Raw genomic sequence first — 18,547 nt, 5'->3', positions numbered from 1 at the left:
GAAAGTAAGGGAATCTCTGCAAAAGTCCTGGCGTTGACGTGAGGTTGGACTATCCTGGGATCAGGAGAATTCATGGAGTGGCGTGATGACACAACTTGGTCTTGGTCTGGATCTGTCGACGAAGCGCACCCGTAAGCGCGAGTTTCTCGATGAGATGACGCGCGTGGTGCCGTGGCAGAAGCTGATTGCGCTCATCGAACCGCACTATCCGAAAGGCAAGACTGGCCGCCCGCCGTTTCCGATCCAGACGATGCTTCGCATTCACTTTCTGCAGCAATGGTTCAGTCTCTCGGACCCGGCGATGGAGGAGGCGCTGCACGACATCCCGCTGTACCGGGAGTTCGCGCTGCTGGGCACGGGTATGACGCGGCTGCCTGACGAGAGCACGATCCTGCGATTCCGGCACCTGCTTGAGGCCCATGAGCTGTCGGCCAGAATGCTGGCGACGGTCAACGAGATCCTGCAGGCGAAGGGCCTGATGCTCAAGGTGGGCTCGGCGGTCGACGCAACGCTGATTTCGGCACCCAGTTCGACGAAGAAGGCTGGCACGCGAGACCCCGAGATGAGCCAGACGCAAAAGGGCGGCAGCTGGTACTTCGGTATGAAGGCGCACATCGGAGTCGATGTGGAGTCGGGGCTGGTGCATACCGTGAAGTGCACGCCGGCGAATGTTCACGACGTCACGGTGGCGCATGAACTGTTGCACGGCGACGAGCAGGTTGCGTTTGCCGATGCGGGCTACGTGGGCATCGAGAAGCGAGGCGAAACGGGGGCGGTCCAGTGGCACGTGGCGATGAGGCCGAGCAAGCGAAGAAAGCTGGACAAAAGCAAGCGGCTGGACAGAATCTACGAGAAAGTCGAGCGGCTCAAGGCGGGCGTGCGGGCGAAGGTTGAGCACCCGTTTCGGGTGCTCAAATGTCAGTTCGGCTATCTGAAGGCGCGGTATCGGGGACTGGCGAAAAACACGGCGCAGATCGAAACGCAGTTCGCGCTGATCAATCTCTGGCTGGCTCGCGGGGTGCTCGGTAAAGCGAAATGAAGGGCGAAGACGCCCCCCAAAGGCGCAGCGTCCATGCGCAAGATGCGACCGGCATCGGTTCAACACAGCGTGAATGAGGACGCGAATTCCACTGCGCGCGTGCCAGTTAGAGATCCCAGGCAGAAAACGGGTTGTTCAGACCTTCCTAAGCAAAGAAAGCGGGCTAACACCGCCAGCGCTAGTTGTTGCCTGCGGGCCCCCCACGGGTCCCGCGCTTCACGCGGCAGCACACTGTCCCACGCGCGTTGCCAGCGTACTAACTCACGCCTCACCCGCTTCAGATTCCCGCGTCACAGACCGCGTTATCAGAAAGTCCACCGCCGCCCAGGTGGCAAACGGTGTGTAGGCTGTCGCGATGGAAGTGCACCACTCCGGACCGAAAAGCGGATCGGTGTCGTAGGAGCGCCGACGCATACGGTGCGACAAGCTACACACCGTTTGCCACCTGGGCGGCGCAGACGGATCGCTGTCGCGGGCTGCGCTATGGGTGACTGGAGTGGGGGATGCGCCTGTTCGAGGCGTTGGCAACACACATGAAATAGCGCGATGCCGTCTGGAGTGCGGGACCCGTCGGGGGCCCGCAGGCAACAACTAGCGCTGGCGGTGTGAGCGGCTTTCTTTTGCCTACTTTTCTTTGCCGCTGCAAAGAAAAGTAGGTGCCGCCCCGCACAGGGGCAACGCATGAAGTACAGATACGAAAACGCGGATGCCAGCGAAAGAAGAGCTTACTGCGCGGAAGCAGAAGCGGAAGCGGAAGCAGAAGCAGCCCCCACCTGCATGGCAAAATCCTGATGCGCCCGCGAAAGGCGCCCCATCAGCGGCAGCAACAAAATAGCAACAACAGCACCACCCGCAGCCAGCCACCCAAGCTCGGCAAAGAGCTTCGTATACAACGGCAGAGAGGTCAAAGGATCAAGATCTCCGGCAGGCATCTTCGCCAGATTGGCAACAACACTACCCAGATACTGCGACACGCCCGTGGCCACAAAATAAGCGCCCATCATAAAACCGCTCATCCGCGCCGGAACGTAGCGCGCAATCATCGCGAGACCGAGACCGCTCACCAGCAGTTCGCCCAGCGAGTACAACCCATAACCGCCGACCATCCACCACGACGACACCCGTCCGTTCACCGCAAAGCTGCCGCTCCACGCATATACAAAGAAACCAGCCGCCACCACGGCAAATCCAAACGCATACTTCGCCGCGACGGGTACATCCTTGCCGTCCTTCGCGAGCTTCGTATACAGCAGCGCGAGCAGCGGGCTCAGCAACATGATCCAGATCGGATTCAGCGCCTGGAACTGCGCAGCGTTCCACGTAAACAGATGCGTGCCGAACAGCGAGAACGTCGGATCGACATTGCGCAGCGCAAACAGCGTCAGCGACGTCGACATCTGCTGATAGAACACGAAAAACAGTATCACCTGCAACGTCAGAATCAGCGCGGCGAGCAGGCCCGAACGCTCGGAACGCTCGCACTTGACCAGCATGTACACGAAGATCGCCAGAATCGCGACGCCCGCCGTGTACACGCACGCGACGGCAATCGACTTGTGCTGCAGCACGAACATCGTCGCCGTGCCGAGCGCAATCCCGCCGAGCGCGACGGCCAGCACGCGCTTCCAGCGCACCGGTTCGGCATCGGGCGCCGAACCGATATGCGACAGCGTGCGCAGCATCAGGAAGTAGTTGATGACGCTGATCAGCAAACCACTGCAGCAGACGGCGAATGCCGTGTGCCAGCCCCAGTGATCCTTGATCCACGGCGTCGCGAGCATCGACACCGTCGAGCCGATATTGACGGCCATGTAGTAGATCGTGAACGCGCTGTCGATGCGCGCATCGTCGCCTTCATAAATCCGGCGCACAAGATTCGCGGCGTTCGACTTGAACAGACCATTGCCGACCACGATCACGCCCAGCGACGCATACATGAAATCGAGGCTGTCGTTCGGCATCGCGAGCATCAGATAACCGGCCGCGAGCACCAGCGCGCCGAAGACCATCGAGCGACGCGCGCCGAGCACCTTGTCGCCGATCCAGCCGCCGATCGAAGGCGACGCATACACCAGCGCCGCAAACGCGCCCCACGTCAGGTTCGCGCGGCCATCGTCGAAGCCGAGTTTGTCGATCATGAACAGCACGAGCAATGCCGCCATGCCGTAATAGCCGAAGCGTTCCCACATCTCGATGAGAAAGACGGTCGAAAACGACCGGGTCTGGGATACGGGTGATTTCATGTGGTTCCTCGTATTCATGCAAAAGCAGCCGCGCGCGCACGCGTCGACCGACGCCATGCCGCGTGGCGAAGCTGGAAAAAACTGGAGATCGTCGATGACGTGCCGTGGCCGCCGCGCGATGCGGCATGTGGCGACGGTTCAGTGCGATACGAACGACGGACAGCGCGGTCCGCGTCGAAAACGGAACAACCAGGACTTCAGCGGGAGACCGTCAACGCGAAAGCCGCGTGACGAAGGCTCAATGACAAAGCATCGCGCGCCCAGCCCCGTTCTGCGGCTGCATCGGCGTACACGGGCAAGGTATGCGGGATCAGTGAGAGAAGACTGCGAAGGAATTCGACATGCGTATTCACCTTCATTCACCGGTGGCAGTCCGGTCGGGACGTACCGATCAAAACGCCGCCGCAGGATCGCTGCAAACGGGAGTGCTGGCAGACAGACCCGGCTGGGGCCATCCACGCGAGATTGCGATTGTGCGCATCGAAGCGCGACTTGTCGCTTCGGGAATTCACTGACATACCGCCGTCGGCTCACGTCGCGTCTTAATGCATTTCGGGTCATCCAATGCAATTCCGAGGAGTGCCCGCCGCGATCTGGCAACATAGAGTGTTTTCTCGAAAGGATTGAAACACTGCGAACAGCCTTGAAGAGTTGTCAATCTACGCAAGGCTTTCACGTGCATGAGCAGCACGTCATCAAACAATATTTGCTTATATCAAACTAATTTTGACGGACTAATTTGGTTTTGTTATGGTCACGACACTTGAGAAAGACACGGCACTTGCACTGGGGAGCAAGATCCGCGCGCTGAGGCAAAGGCTGAAGCGTACGCTCGATGAAACAGCAACGGCAGCAGGTATTTCGAAGCCGTTTCTGTCGCAGGTAGAGCGCGGTCTCGCGTCGCCGTCCATCACATCGCTGGCAGGAATTGCGAATGCGTTGGGAGTGAAAGTGCAGTACTTCGTCGATACGCCAAGCGAAGAGCGCTCGGTGTGTCGAGCAAACGAGCTGAAGTTTTTTGGATTTGCAGACTCGGCGAATCTGTTTGCCCGGATGACCAATCTGTCGGGGGGCCGTCAGTTGGAAGCCATCCTTGTGAGGATGCCACCCGGGCAAAAGCGTTCCGAAGTCACGACGCATGCCGGTGAAGAGTTTATCTATGTCATCGAAGGGCAAGTGTCGTTGACGCTGGAAGGCAAGACCTTCGTGCTGCGCGCAGGAGATAGCGCGCATTACGAATCGACGGTGCCGCATAGCTGGGCCAATACGGCCCGCAAGGAATCGGTCGTCGTCTGGGTGGGTACGCCAAGACTGTTTTAGAAGGCAGGCATTCGATCCTGGTTGGAAGCGCTTCCGCACACAAGGAAGCGCGAGAAAATCCGCTGTAGGATGCCTGTAATAATAATTGTAAGGAATCCTGCATGTATACCGAACAAGGGCCACCACTCCGGTCCCCATCACGCGGATAACCGTTAGCGGCGCTCCGTGCCGCTCGCGTTTCTTTCCAGACTTTCTCTGCGAATCCAACCATGAATAAAACGTTCGTCTATACGACGGCGCTGACCGCGCTCGTCCTTACGCTTCAGCAAAACGCTTTGGCCGTTACGATTCCGCCCGGCACGACGCTCGCCCCGAGCCAGGAACTGACGCGCCAGGTGCCCGCCGAAACCGAATCGCTCGACCCCGCGCACATCGAATCGTGGACGGGCAACACGATCGGCCTCGACCTGTTCGAAGGCCTGACGCGCATCGACGCATCGGGCGCAATCGTGCCCGGCGTCGCGCAGTCGTGGACGCGCACCGCCCCCGATACGTGGGTCTTCAAGCTGCGTCACGACGCAAAGTGGAGCAACGGCCAGCCCGTCACGGCCGCCGACTTCGTGTACGCATGGCAGCGCGTCGTCGATCCGAAGACGGGTTCGAAGTACACGGTGCTCGTCGAATTCGTGAAGAACGCGAAGGCGATCATCGCGGGCAAGGTGCCCGTGACGAGCCTCGGCGCGCGCGCCGTCGATCCGTACACGCTCGAAGTGAAGACGGAGGTGCCCGCTGCATTCTTCCCGCAACTGGCCGCGATGGCGACGATGGCGCCCGTCGACAAGGCCGTAGTGACAAAGTTCGGCAGCGACTGGACGCGCCCGGCGAACTTCGTCGGCAACGGTGCTTTTGCACTCACCGACTGGCAGCCGAACAACCGCCTCGTCGTCACGAAGAGCGGCAACTACTGGAACGCACCGAAGGTGGCGATCTCGAAGGTCACGTATCTGCCTATCGAGAGCGACGAAACGGCGATGCGCATGTATCAGGCGGGCCAGTTCGACTACACGTACACGATTCCGTCGGGCATCTTCAATCAGGTCGACAAGCAGTTCGGCCAGCAATTGCAGAAGGGCCTGCAGATCGCAACGTATTACTACAGCCTCAATAACGACGAGCCCGTCTTCAAGGACAAGCGCGTGCGCGAAGCACTGTCGATGGTGATCGACCGCGATCTGCTGACGTCGAAGCTGACCTCGAGCGGCGAGGTGCCGATGTACGGCCTGATTTCGAAGGGCACGGAAGGCGCGGCCGTCTTCAAGCCGGAATGGGCCTCGTGGCCGATGGCGAAACGCATCGAGACCGCGCGCGCTCTGCTGAAGGAGGCGGGCTACTCCGACGCAAAGCCGCTCATCTTCACCTTCACGTACAACACGAACGATCTGCACAAGAAGGTCGCTCTCTTCGTCACGTCCGAATGGCGCACGAAGCTCGGCGTCAACGCGAAGCTGGAGAACGTCGAATACAAGGTGCTGCTCAAACAGCGTCATGACGGCAAGGTGCAAGCGTCGCGCGACGGCTGGTTCGTCGACTACAACGACGCGATGTCGTACTTCGACCTGATCCGCTGCGGCAGCGTGCAGAACGACCAGCACTACTGCAACCCGAAGGTCGACGCCCTGATCGACCAGGCGAACCAGCAGACGGACGACAAGCAGCGCACCGCCCTGCTCACGCAGGCGCATGAGCTCGCGATGAACGACTATCCGATGATCCCGCTGTTCCAGTACTCGGCGGCGCGTCTCGTCAAGCCGTATGTCGGCGGTTACGCAGCGACCAACTATCTCGACATGCGCTCGTCGCAAGACATGTACGTGCTCAAGCACTAAACGGCAGCGAAGGCACAGGAAACGCACCCATGCTTGCATACACGTTGCGCCGCACGCTGTGGGCGATCCCGACGATACTCGCCGTGATCACCGCATGCTATCTGCTGCTGCATCTCACGCCGGGCGGTCCGTTCGACACGGAGAAGCAGTTGTCGGCGGCTACGCTCGCGAATCTGAACGCGCGCTATCACCTCGACGAGCCGCTGTGGAAGCAGTATCTGCACTATCTGTGGGGACTACTGCACGGCGATCTGGGCCTGTCGTTCCGCTATACCGACTGGTCCGTCACCGACCTCGTGCTCAAGGCGCTGCCCGTGAGTCTCGGCGTCGGCGGCGTGTCGGTGCCGATCGCCGTGGTGATCGGCGTCGCGCTCGGCACGATCGCGGCCGTACGCCGCGACAACGTGATCGATCATGCCGTGATGGTGCTCGGCAATGTCGGCAACGTCGTGCCTCCGTTCGTGCTCGGTCCGTTGCTCGTGTGGGTGTTCGCCATTCTGCTGAAGACCGCGGACGGCCATGGCTGGCTGCCCGCGGGCAGCTGGGGCGACGGCGAGTGGCGTTATCGCGTGCTGCCCATCGCGCTCTTGACGATCATCAACGTCGCGCTGATCGCACGCGTGATGCGCGGCAGCATGATCGAAGTGCTGTCGGGCAACTTCATCCGCACCGCGCGGGCGAAGGGCCTGCCGGCACGCACGATCGTCCTGCGCCACGCGATGAAGCCCGCGCTGATGCCCGTCGTCTCGCTGCTCGGCTCCGTGTGCATTTCGTCGATCACGGCCGCCGTCGTCACCGAATCGGTGTTCGCGCTGCCCGGCCTTGGGCAGCTCGTCGTCAACGGCGCCGTCAATCGCGACTACACGCTCGTGCTCGGCCTCGTCGTGCTGACCACGGTCGTCGCCGTCCTGTTCAACCTGCTCGTCGACCTTGCCTATGCATGGCTCGATCCGCGCATCCGCTATTGAAAACGATGGGAACGCCAATTATCAACCTGACCGTCACGGACGCGCCGCCTCCGCGCAGCCCGCTCGCGACGGCCGCGCGCCGCTTCGCGCGCAATCGCGCCGCGTTCGCCGCGCTGCTGTTGCTGGTCCTCATCGTGCTCGCGTGCTTCGTCGGCCCGCTGCTGTCGCCGAACAATGCGATCGACAGCGACTGGTCCGCGATCAGCCTCGCGCCCGCGCTCGCCGGCATGCACTGGTTCGGCACCGACGAACTCGGCCGCGACCTGCTCGTGCGCACGCTGGTCGGCGGACGCGTGTCGCTCGAAGTCGGCCTGCTCGGCACGCTCGTCGCGGGCGTGATCGGCGTCGCGTGGGGCGCGACGGCCGGTTATCTCGGCGGACGCGTCGATGCCGTGATGATGCGCATCGTCGATATGATGTACGCGATCCCCTACATGCTGATCGCGATCCTGATGATGACGCTGTTCGGCCGCGCGTTCTATCTCGTCGTGCTGACCATCAGCGCATTCTCGTGGCTCGACATGGCGCGCGTCGTGCGCGGTCAGACGCTGTCGCTGCGCTCGCGCGAATTCATCGACGCGGCGAAAGCGATCGGCGTCGGTTCGCGCTCGATCATCGCGCGTCATATCGTGCCGAATCTGATCGGCGTGGTGGTGGTCTACGCGACCGTCACGGTGCCGAACATCGTGCTGACGGAATCGGTGCTGTCGTTCCTCGGACTCGGCGTGCAGGAACCAATGACGAGCTGGGGCGTGCTGATCCAGGACGGCGCGCAGAAGCTCGAATCGACGCCCTGGCTGCTGCTGTGCCCTGCCCTCATGCTGTGCGCGACGCTCTATTGCGTGAGCTTCGTCGGCGACGGCCTGCGCGATGCATTCGATCCGAAGGACCGCTGACATGGCACTACTCGAAGTCAACAATCTCAGCGTGCGCTTTTCGCGCCGCGACAGCGCGCCCGTCGACGCCGTTCAGCGCGTGTCGTTCAAGCTTGAAAAAGGCAAGACGCTCGGCATCGTGGGCGAATCCGGTTCGGGCAAGAGCCAGACCGTGATGGCGCTGCTCGGCCTGCTCGCGAAGAACGGCGCCGTCAGCGGCGAAGCGCTCTACAACGGCGCGAATCTGCTGACCATGAACGACGCTGCCCTCAACCGTATTCGCGGCGACCGCATCGGCATGATCTTTCAGGATCCGATGACGTCGCTCAATCCGTTCCTCACCATCGAACGGCAGATGACGGAAACGCTGCAGCTGCATCGCAAGGTATCGCGCCGCGAGGCGAAGCAGCGCGCGATCGAGGCGCTCGAACGCGTGCGCATTCCCGATGCAGCCCGCCGCATCGGCATGTATCCGCATGAGTTTTCGGGCGGCATGCGCCAGCGCGTGATGATCGCGATGACGTTGCTGTCCGGGCCTGAAATCCTGATCGCCGACGAACCGACCACTGCGCTCGACGTCACCGTTCAGGCGCAGATCATCGAACTGCTGCGCGAGCTGAACCGCGAGCGCGGCACCGCGATCATTCTGATCACGCACGACATGGGCGTGGTCGCCGGCCTGTGCGACGACGTGATGGTGATGTACGCGGGACAAACCGTCGAACAGGCGCCGGCGCAACAACTGTTCGCCGCGCCGACGCATCCGTACACGATCGGCCTGCTGAACGCGCTGCCGCGTCTCACCGACGAAGACGATCAGCCGCTGCAGACCATTCCAGGCAATCCGCCGCTGCCGGGCGTCGCATCGCAAGGCTGCGCGTTCGCGCCGCGCTGCACGTTCGCCGAGGAAGCGTGCCGCACGGCGCGTCCATCCCTCGAACCCGTCGAAGGCGACCTGCATGCGCTGCGTGCGTGCCATCGTCCCGTGCCCGCTATTGCGGAGGTGCTATGAGCGCTCAGGAAACGTTACTCAAGGTCGACAACCTCAGCGTTCATTTCCATATCGCGCAGGGCGGCTATCCGTGGTCGAAGAAGGCGACGTTGCGCGCCGTCGACGGCGTGTCGTTCGATGTGCGCCGCGGCGAAACGGTTGGCCTCGTCGGCGAATCGGGGTGCGGCAAGTCGACGCTCGCGCGCGCGATCATCGGCCTTGCGCCCGTCACTTCGGGCAGCGTGCAGTGGAAAGGACGCGAGACAGTCAAAGGCGAAGCGAAGCGCGACACCGCGCAACTCCGCCGCGACGTGCAGATGATTTTCCAGGATCCGCTCGCCTCGCTCGATCCGCGCATGACGATCGAGCAGATCGTCGCCGAACCGCTGAAGACACATCAGCCGCAACTCGGCCGGGAAGAAACGCGCGTACGCGTGCGGACGATGCTCGAGCGCGTCGGCCTGTCGAATCATCACTTGCGGCGTTATCCGCACGAGTTTTCGGGCGGCCAGTGTCAGCGCGTGGGCATCGCGCGCGCGTTGATCGGCGAACCGCAACTCGTGATCTGCGACGAGCCCGTCTCTGCCCTCGACGTGTCGATCCAGGCGCAGATCGTCAATCTGCTGCGCGATCTGCAACGCGAACTGTCGCTGTCGCTGCTGTTCGTCGCGCACGATCTCGCTGTCGTGAAGGCGATCAGCCAGCGCGTACTCGTGATGTACCTGGGGCGCGTGATGGAGTTCGGCGACAAGCGCGACGTGTATCGAGAGCCGCAGCATCCGTACACGCGAGCGTTGCTCTCCGCCGTGCCGCTGCCCGATCCCGTGGCGGAGCGTGCACGTGAACACGTGCTGTTGCGCGGCGAGATTCCGTCGCCGCTGAAGCCGCCTTCAGGCTGCGCGTTTCGCACGCGCTGCCCGGATGCGATCGACGCATGTGCGAACGAGCGGCCCGTCGTCACGGCGGCAGGTTCGCATCATACGCAGGTCGCTTGCATACGCGCCGTCATGACCTGACGTCCATTTAGTTTCACTCCCCCTTTTTCCACGACGCAGCCAGCCGCTGCGCCGAGGGAGGCGTTCGTTCGCGCGACAGCGGGAACGGGCGAGAAAGCGTGACACGGCCGACCGCCGCGTCGCTGTTTCATCAACTAGAAGAACGGAATAGCAATGACAACCCAACGATCCACATCAGGAGCATCGAAACTCGCGTTGCTGGCCGTGAGTCTGCCCGCGCTGACGATTGCCACCGCCGCGTTTGCAGACGATGCAGCCGCACCCGCCACGGCCGCCAGCGCAGCGGTGGCGCAGGCAACGCCTGCAACGCCTGCAACGCAAGCCAAACCGAAGCTGAAACACACGCCGAACACAGAGGAAGTGCAGCCGGAAACCAACAACGCGCTGGTGAACGCCGAAGCCGATCAGGTCGCGACGCCGCCCGAGCAGCTGTCGAGCCAGGCGAAAAGCAAAGGTCTCATCGCCGACAGCCATCTGAACCTGCTGTTCCGCAACTACGCCGACCAGTTCGACAACGAAGGCGGTCCGCATCGCCACGCGTGGGTGCAGGGCATGCAGGCAAACTTCGAATCGGGTTATACGCAAGGGTTCGTCGGCCTCGGCTTCGATGCATCGCTGTTCGCGGCGCTCAAGCTCGACGGCGGCCATGGCGCGGGCAACATGGTGCACGTCGCGAAAGGCGGCGGCGGCTCCGATCAGCTCGCGTGGGCGTATCCGGGCATGTACGACATCAAGGGACGCATTTCAGAAACGGTCGTCAAATACGGCTTGCAGATCGTCGACAACAATCCGTTCATGGAACCGCACGACAACCGCGCGTTGCCGCCGACGTTCCTCGGCGTGTCGGCCGTGAGCAACGACATCCACAACGTCACGCTGCAGGCAGGCAGCTTCACGAAAGTCGACCCGCGCGGTCACACGAACCTGATCGACCTCACCTCGTCCTACGGCGGCGTGACGATCAAGCGCCTGTCGTACTTCGGCGGCAACTGGGACTATTCGCCGAATGGCACCGTCACGCTGTACGCCGACCAGGCTGAAGACGTGTGGAATCAATTTTACGCAGCGATCTCGCATTCGATCGGCGATGTGAACACCGTCAAATGGTCGGGCCTCGCCAACATCTATTCGACGCACCAGACGGGTTCCGCGCTGCAAGGGCATATCAACAACAATGCCTATAGCCTGTCGCTGTCGGCGCAACATGGTCCGCACCAGGTGCTGCTCGGTTATCAGCAGATTCTCGGCGACCAGTTCTTCGACTATGTCAACGAGACCAACGGCATCTATCTCGTGAACTCGATGGACGTCGACTACAACGCGCCGCACGAAAAGTCGTTCCAGCTGCGTTATACGTTCGACGGCAAATATGCAGGTCTGCCCGGCTTCAAGGCCATGCTGTGGGGCGTGACGGGCTGGGGCGCGGATGCGTCGGCGGGCGCCGCGTCGAATGCAATCGGCCCGTACACGCGAAACGGCGAGTACGTGCACGGCACGCACCACGAGATCGGCTTCATTCCGAGCTATACGCTGCAAAGCGGCCGCTTCAAGGATACGAAGATCACGTTCATCGCGATGTATCACAAGTCGACGGCGCACTACTCGGATCCCAACAATATGGAGTACCGGCTGGTTGTGAATGTGCCGGTGAAGGTGTTCTAAGAAGTACTTTGGTCCTTACCCCGGTTCGTATTCGCGTACCGGGGGCAATGCCTTCGTGGCCCCGCACGCGTTTTGACAAACCTTGACTATTGCTCAGTCCAGCAGTGCTAAAAGCGATGCCTGATCTTCTTTCAGGCAGGCAGCGATGGCAGATATGTTCATCAGGATTGACGGTATCAGCGGCGAATCACAAGACGCAGCACACCGTGGCCAAATCGAGGTGTCGAGCTGGCGATGGCAGATCAAACAACAGGCCATCATGATGTCTGGCTCGGGCGGAGGAGCAAGCAAGGCATCGATAACGGATCTCGAGTTCGTTCATCAGATCGATCGCTCAAGTCCCAATCTGATGCGTTACTGCCTCATAGGCAGGCATATTCCGCAAGTCGTTCTGAGCACACGAAAAGCCGGTGGGGTTCCGCTGGTGAATCGGCAATGCCTGTACGTTGCGTGTTCTCTTTGAACGATCAGGAATTATCGACGCTGGGCGCACCATTCAAAGCCTATGGCACGCTGGGGGTTCGATGAAACGACTCGTACGTCTCGCAGTGTTTCTCGCGGGCACTATTGTGGGCGGATGGCTGCTTGCATGCTTCGTTACATCATTCGCGTTCGAAATACCGGTATTTCTTTACCGGTTCATTCGCTTTTCGATTAGTGTCAGTGGTCGTGAAGAATTTGATAATCCAGAGGACATCCAGACGCTTGGACTGATATGTCTGATCGTTGTGTGCTGCTTATTCACCGCGGCTCTTCTGGAAGCTTCCGTCCTGACCATCCGGTATTGGCGATCACGCCGCCACTGACACTCAAAACACCACCGACACCACAATCGCCGCCCACACCCCGATCACCCCGACCAAAAACATCCTTCGTGCGAGCCGCACCTTCGAGTCGTTCCCCTCGACGACAACAGGACTTGTCGCCACCCACGGCACGAGCCCGAGAAACGCAAAGCCGATGATTGCGAAGCCCGCGACGAACCTGTCGGCAAGCATCCACTCGCCGCCTTCCTGCAGCCCCCAGTAACCAAGAAAGATGATCCCGAGCGAGAACATCGTCGCGGATGCCGCGCAGAGCGCCGGCACCGATCCCTGGGGCATGGGCATGGTCCACCTCGCGTGAGTGAGTGCCGTCGATTCTACTTCAGCTTCGCTGCACGCAGACCAGCCCGCCCCCCTCTCACGCAGACTGTCGCGCCAGCCTCGCCTCGTAGGCTTTCAGATGGCTGTATGCGATGCGCAGCAACGTCAGCGCCCCTTCCTTCTGCGCCTCGCCGCCACGCGCGATCAGATCGCCGACGATATGATCCGCCTCGATCCGCGATTGCCCTTCGATATCGCGCAGCATCGAAGCCGTCAGCAGCGAGCCCTCGGCGAACAGAATGGTCTGCGCACGCGCATTCGACGCATCGCCGATCGCATAACCGTGCGCCGCCGCGACGGCCTTGCACTCGCCGAGTATCCCTTCGATCACGCGCCGTCCGTCGGCCGTCTTCAGAATGTCGCCGATAGCGGCACGATGCAGCGATGTGCTGGCCGCGAGCGTGGCGAGGAACACCCACTTCTCCCACATCTGCTGGAGTATGTTGTCCGACGCAGCAGAATCGAAACCCGCGCCGTCGAATGCCGCCGCCACATTGCGCACACGCTCGCTGATACCGCCATTCAATTCGCCGAAGCCGATCGACTGCATGTCGTTCAGATGCACGATTTCGCGCTCGCGATTGAGCGTCGCGGCAATCACGCACTGCCCGCCGAGCACCTTCGACGCACCGAAGCGCTGCCTGAGCACATCGATATGACGCATGCCGTTCAGCACGGGCAGGATCATCGTCGTATCGCCGACAGCGGGCGCAAACGATTCGATCGCATCGTCGAGGTTGTAGGCCTTGCAACTTAGCAGCACGAGATCGTAAGGCTGCGCGATCTGCGACGCGAGCACCGTCTTTACGTCGCGCAACGTCAGGTCGCCGCGCGGACTTTTGATCACGAGCCCCGCGCGCCGCAGTTCTTCAGCGCGCTTCTCGCGCACCAGAAACGTGACGTCGCGGCCCGCCTGCGCGAGACGCCCGCCGAAGTATCCGCCCGTTGCACCTGCGCCCACTACGAGAATACGCATTGCTTCTCCTTTGATCTGTTTGCATGGCGCACGCCACGCCCGTGCGCCGCAGTATGTCGCAAATCGACGCTGCCCGCAGCGGGCATGCAGATCCCGCTGCGGGCAGCGTCAATACGGTTAGGGACGCGTCAGAGCATTTCGAGTGCGAGTGCGAGCGCGATGCCTTGCCCGCCACCGATGCACAGCGTCACGATGCCGCGCTTCAGGCCATCGCGGCGCATCGAATGAATCAGGCGTGTGGTGAGAATCGCGCCCGTCGCGCCGATGGGATGGCCATGCGCGATCGCGCCGCCCTCGACATTGATGATGTCGTGCGCCAGTCCGAGCTTTTGGGCGACGGCAAGCGGCACGGCTGCGAATGCCTCGTTGATTTCGACGCGCTCGACATCGCCGAGTTTCCAGCCCGCTCGTTCAAGCGCAATCTGCACGGCAGGCACGGGGCCGAGGCCGAACATGCCCGGCTCGACAGCGGCGATGCCGAACGCTGCGAGACGCGCGGACGCTTTGATGCCATGCGCCTCCGCGTAGTCGCGCCCCGCGACGATCATCGCCGCAGCGCCGCTGTTCAGGCCGGGCGCGTTGCCTGCCGTGATCGTGCCGTCAGGACGGAACGCGGGCCGTAGCTTCGCAAGCGTATCGATGGTCGTGTCGGGACGCGGCTGCTCGTCGCGCGCGAATTGCACGGTGCCTTTGCGGCCCGCGATTTCGACGGCGACCAGTTCCGCATCGAATGCGCCCCGCTCCTGTGCGGCGGCGAAGCGTTGCTGCGAGCGCGCGGCCCATTCGTCCTGCGCCGCGCGCGTCAGTTCGGCCTTGCTGACGAGGTCTTCCGTGTGCCAGCCAGAATGCTCATCAGAAAACGCATCGACGAGCCCGTCGCGCAACATGCTGTCATGCACCTGCGCGTTGCCCATGCGGCTGCCCCAGCGGCCGCTTTCGAGCAGATACGGCGCGCGGTCCATATTCTCCATGCCGCCCGCAACGGCCACGTCGCCGAGTCCGAGCGCGATCTCCTGCGCCGCCGACACGATCGCCTGCGCGCCCGATCCGCACACCCGGTTCACCGTCAACGCGGGCACCGACACAGGCACGCCGCCGCCAATCGACGCCTGCCGCGCCGGATTCATCTTGTTGCCCGCCTGCACGACGTTGCCCATCACCACCGACGACAACGTCTTCGCATCCAGCCCGCCGCGCCGGAGCGTTTCGCGCACCGCCGTTGCGCCAAGCTGCACGGCAGGCACATCTTTCAACGACCCGCCGAATGCGCCGATCGGCGTACGGACGGGATGGGCAATCACAACATCGCGTGCATTCATCGCTATTCCTCTGGTTGAACGACCACATGAACGCCTCGCACCGGCGAGGCGCTTTCATTCCGCTACGGTCGCGTTCAGTTCGCGGCAACGTCCGTCGACTGCATCGTCTTCGCGACATCGCTATTGACAGGCACATCCCAGCCGCCGCCGAGCGAGCGGTACAGCGCGACGGCCGCTTGCGCATGCTCGCGCTTCGCCTGATTCAACGATTCCGAGTCGCGCAGATACGCTTCCTGCGCATCGAGCACATCGAGGAAGCTCGACGCGCCGCCCTTGTACAGTTCCGTCGACAGTCGCAGCGCATGTCCCGATGCATCGAGCGCACCGGCGAGCTTCGCGACCTGCGCGTCGCCGTTGACGAGATCGCTGCGGGTGTCCTCGATATCCTTCAGCGCGTTCAGCATCGTCTGCTGCAGGTTCAGCTGCGATTCGCGCATGCGGCTCTCGTTCTGCTCGATGTGCGCCGTGATGCGGCCCGCGTTGAAGATCGGGCTCGTCGCGTTCAACGCGGCGCTGAACAGGTTGTCCGTCAGCGTCGGCAGTCCGAGATACGACGACGCGAGAATGCCGTCGCTCAGGCTCAGGTTGAACTTCGGATACCGGTCCGCACGCGCGACGCCTACTTCGGCGGCACGCTGTTCGACCGTTGCATACGCGGTGCGCACGTCGGGACGGCGCAGCAGCGCTTCGGAAGGCAGCGTCTGCGGCACGCTTTGCGACGGTACGGGAATCGCGCGCGCATCGCTCAGCAGCAGGCTGTCGACACTCTCCGGCGTGCGTCCCGAGTACACCGCGATGAGACTCATGTCGTGCTGGATGTTCGAGTTGATCTTCGGAATCTGCGCCTGCAGGTCCTGCAACTGGTTCTGCGCACGAGCGACGTCGAGCTGTGTCGACAGCCCGTATTTCAGGCGCTGTTGCGTGAGCTTCAGCGCGCGGCTGCGGATCTCCTCGTTGTCGTTGACGATCTGCAGCTGCGTCTGCGCCCAGCGCAAGTCGATATACGCGGCGGCCGCGTTCGCAGCGAGCGCGAGACGCAGTTCATTCAATGCCGACTGGCGGCCAGACACCTGCGCCTGCGCAGCGAGCACCGCAAGACGTTCACCGCCGAACACGTCCGGCTGCCACGAAGCCGTCAGGCCAACGCCCGCCTGCTTCACGTAGCCGAGCGGCGGCGGCGTGTTCTGCCGCTCGTAAGCAGCCGTCGCGCCTGCGTCGAGTTGCGGCGCGAGCGCGGCGCGCTGCTGCTTCGTGACTTCCTGTGCCTGTTTCACGCGCTCGACAGCGGCCTTCACGTCGAGGTTGTCGTTGAGCACGAGGTCGACGAGCTTGTGCATCGTCGGGTCGCCGAATTGCGACCACCACTGGTCGGCGTCCACGCTGTCTTTCGGCGCATCGACGCTCCACGCGTCGGGAGCGACGGTCTTCACCGTCTGCGGCAAGTCCGCGTGCGTCTCGGGCTGCACGGCACACGCCGCGAGCGTCATGGCAGCGGCAACGGCGAGCGCTTTGGCTACGATCGATTTCATGTCGAGGCTTCCAGTCATCGGAATGGTTGATGTGTTCGCACGCATGTCAGTGCGCATCGGGCGGCGGCGCGGTGAGGCCGAAAGGCCGCGAAAACAGCACGCTGACAAGTCCCACCGCGAAACACAACGAAACCGCGAGGAACGTGTCGGAGAAAGTCAGCACAAGCGCTTCGCGCATCAGCAATGCGTGCAGCGAGGCCAGTCCCGCCGACGCGCCGTCGAGCATGTCGCCGCCGACTGCCGCGAAATGCGCGGCCTGGTTATGCAGCATCGCTTCGATCACCGGTCGGCCTGCCGTCACGTGCTCGTCGAGCCGTTCGTAATGCAGGTTCAGGCGGTCATTGAGCATCGTGCTGCATACGGCGATGCCGATTGCCCCGCCCAGATTGCGCATCAGATTGAACAGGCCGCTTGCCGACTTGAGCCGCGAAGGCGGCAGCGAGCCGAGCGCCATCGTCACGATGGGCGGCACGCAGAATTGCTGGCCCACGCCGCGCAGTACCTGCGGAATCAGCAGTTCATGCCAGCCCCACTGGTTCGTCAGCGGCACATACAGATAGCAGCCGACGCCGAAGCAGATCAGGCCGAACACCATCAGCAGACGCATATCGATGAAACGTGCGAGGCGCGAATACACAGTCAGCGCGACCAGTTGCGCGCATCCCACCGACAGCAGCGCGATGCCGATCTGCAGCGAATCGAAACCGCGCACACGCGACAGGAACACGGGCGTCAGAAACACCGTGCAGAACAGGCCGATACCCGTAATGAACGACAGCAGACTGCCGATGCCGAAGTTGCGGATCGCGAGCGCCCGCAGATCGACGATCGGCTCTTTCGCGGTGAACGCATGCACGAGGAACAGGAAGCCGCAGATCGCGCAAATCCACGCACAGAAGAGAATGACTTCGTCGCCGAACCAGTTCTTGCGCGGACCTTCTTCGAGCACGTATTCGAGGCAGCCGAGAAAGCCGGACATCAGAACGATGCCGAGATAGTCGCCGCTCTTGAGCAGCGAGATATCCGCGCGATCGACGTCGACATAGCGCGGCACGAGCACCGTCACCAGCACGCCCGGAACGAGATTCAGATAGAACAGCCAGTGCCACGACCATTGATCGGTGATCCAGCCGCCGATCACGGGGCCGATGGTCGGCGCAAGCGATGCGAGCGCGCCGATCGTCGTCGCGGCGATGATGCGCTGCTTGCCCGGGAACAGCATGAACGCCGTCGTGAAAACAGTGGGAATCATCGCTGCGCCGAGCGCGCCTTGCAGGCCTCGAAACAGGATCATCGAGTTGATGTCCCACGCGAGTCCGCACAACATGCTCGTCACCGTAAAGCCGAACGCGGAGAACGCGAATACCCAGCGTGTCGAGAACACACGCGTGAGCCAGCCCGTCATCGGAATCACCATGATTTCGGCGATCAGATACGATGTCTGCACCCAGGAGAGTTCGTCCTGGCTCGCGGACAAGCCGCCGCCAATGTCCTTCAGCGACGACGCCACGATCTGGATATCGAGCGTCGCCATGAAGAAGCCGAGGCACAGCAGCGAGAACGCGAAGACTTTGGTTGCGGTCGGCAGATCGGCCGGATTCATGGGAGTAGTCGTCTTGCTCATGATGTTCGCCGCGT

At 62.2% G+C, this 18,547-nt stretch carries 15 protein-coding genes; 9 read left to right on the top strand and 6 right to left on the bottom strand.

Going from position 1 to position 18,547, the window contains the following annotated elements; genetic code table 11:
- The first annotated feature begins 85 nt into the window (after positions 1–85).
- Positions 86–1,039 carry an IS5 family transposase gene (locus FRZ40_RS24810; RefSeq protein ID WP_147233913.1) on the top strand — a complete coding sequence of 318 codons (954 nt, stop codon included), beginning with the start codon at positions 86–88 and terminating at the stop codon, positions 1,037–1,039.
- A 725-nt stretch (positions 1,040–1,764) separates the two neighbouring features.
- Here FRZ40_RS24810 and FRZ40_RS24805 read toward each other — a convergent pair.
- Complete coding sequence (locus FRZ40_RS24805) at positions 1,765–3,282, bottom strand: peptide MFS transporter (RefSeq protein WP_147235901.1); 1,518 nt, start codon at positions 3,280–3,282, stop codon at positions 1,765–1,767.
- 750 nt (positions 3,283–4,032) lie between these two features.
- Between FRZ40_RS24805 and FRZ40_RS24800 the strand changes: the two genes are divergently transcribed.
- From FRZ40_RS24800 to FRZ40_RS24765, 8 genes are all read left to right on the top strand, one after another.
- A complete protein-coding gene (locus FRZ40_RS24800; protein ID WP_007743723.1) occupies positions 4,033–4,602 on the top strand; it encodes a cupin domain-containing protein in 570 nt (189 codons plus the stop codon).
- A gap of 209 nt (positions 4,603–4,811) precedes the next feature.
- A complete protein-coding gene (locus FRZ40_RS24795; protein WP_147235900.1) occupies positions 4,812–6,428 on the top strand; it encodes a peptide ABC transporter substrate-binding protein in 1,617 nt (538 codons plus the stop codon).
- A 29-nt stretch (positions 6,429–6,457) separates the two neighbouring features.
- Positions 6,458–7,396 carry an ABC transporter permease subunit gene (locus tag FRZ40_RS24790; RefSeq protein ID WP_028368131.1) on the top strand — a complete coding sequence of 313 codons (939 nt, stop codon included), beginning with the start codon at positions 6,458–6,460 and terminating at the stop codon, positions 7,394–7,396.
- Between the two features lie 5 nt (positions 7,397–7,401).
- A complete protein-coding gene (locus FRZ40_RS24785; protein WP_028368132.1) occupies positions 7,402–8,292 on the top strand; it encodes an ABC transporter permease in 891 nt (296 codons plus the stop codon).
- 1 nt (position 8,293) lies between these two features.
- Positions 8,294–9,283, top strand: a complete 990-nt coding sequence (locus FRZ40_RS24780) for an ABC transporter ATP-binding protein (RefSeq protein ID WP_147235899.1) — start codon at positions 8,294–8,296, stop codon at positions 9,281–9,283.
- Complete coding sequence (locus FRZ40_RS24775; RefSeq protein ID WP_147235898.1) at positions 9,280–10,278, top strand: ABC transporter ATP-binding protein; 999 nt, start codon at positions 9,280–9,282, stop codon at positions 10,276–10,278. The genes FRZ40_RS24780 and FRZ40_RS24775 overlap by 4 nt, the downstream gene beginning before the upstream one ends.
- A 153-nt stretch (positions 10,279–10,431) precedes the next feature.
- Complete coding sequence (locus FRZ40_RS24770) at positions 10,432–11,940, top strand: OprD family outer membrane porin (protein WP_028368135.1); 1,509 nt, start codon at positions 10,432–10,434, stop codon at positions 11,938–11,940.
- A gap of 145 nt (positions 11,941–12,085) precedes the next feature.
- Positions 12,086–12,403: an Hcp family type VI secretion system effector gene (locus tag FRZ40_RS24765; RefSeq protein WP_147235897.1), complete on the top strand. Its 318-nt coding sequence runs from the start codon at positions 12,086–12,088 to the stop codon at positions 12,401–12,403.
- A 346-nt stretch (positions 12,404–12,749) separates the two neighbouring features.
- Here the strand turns inward: FRZ40_RS24765 and FRZ40_RS24760 are convergent, their stop codons facing one another.
- From FRZ40_RS24760 to FRZ40_RS24740, 5 genes are all read right to left on the bottom strand, one after another.
- The gene (locus FRZ40_RS24760) at positions 12,750–13,049 is read right to left on the bottom strand and encodes a hypothetical protein (protein WP_147235896.1); all 300 of its coding nucleotides are present in this window, start codon (positions 13,047–13,049) and stop codon (positions 12,750–12,752) included.
- Positions 13,050–13,122: 73 nt separating this feature from the next.
- Positions 13,123–14,061 (bottom strand): 2-dehydropantoate 2-reductase, encoded by a 939-nt coding sequence (gene panE, locus FRZ40_RS24755; RefSeq protein WP_147235895.1) that lies wholly within the window; start codon positions 14,059–14,061, stop codon positions 13,123–13,125.
- Positions 14,062–14,189: 128 nt separating this feature from the next.
- Entirely contained in the window at positions 14,190–15,380 is a 1,191-nt protein-coding gene (locus FRZ40_RS24750; RefSeq protein WP_147235894.1) for a thiolase family protein, read from the bottom strand.
- 74 nt (positions 15,381–15,454) lie between these two features.
- A complete protein-coding gene (locus FRZ40_RS24745) occupies positions 15,455–16,909 on the bottom strand; it encodes an efflux transporter outer membrane subunit (protein ID WP_147235893.1) in 1,455 nt (484 codons plus the stop codon).
- 46 nt (positions 16,910–16,955) lie between these two features.
- Positions 16,956–18,533, bottom strand: a complete 1,578-nt coding sequence (locus FRZ40_RS24740; protein ID WP_028368140.1) for a DHA2 family efflux MFS transporter permease subunit — start codon at positions 18,531–18,533, stop codon at positions 16,956–16,958.
- Positions 18,534–18,547 lie beyond the last annotated feature (14 nt).

The sequence above is a fragment of the Paraburkholderia azotifigens genome (assembly GCF_007995085.1).
Taxonomy (GTDB): Bacteria; Pseudomonadota; Gammaproteobacteria; order Burkholderiales; family Burkholderiaceae; genus Paraburkholderia; species Paraburkholderia azotifigens.
Note: the sequence above shows the minus strand (reverse complement) of the source record. Positions and strands in the feature narration are given on the sequence as shown.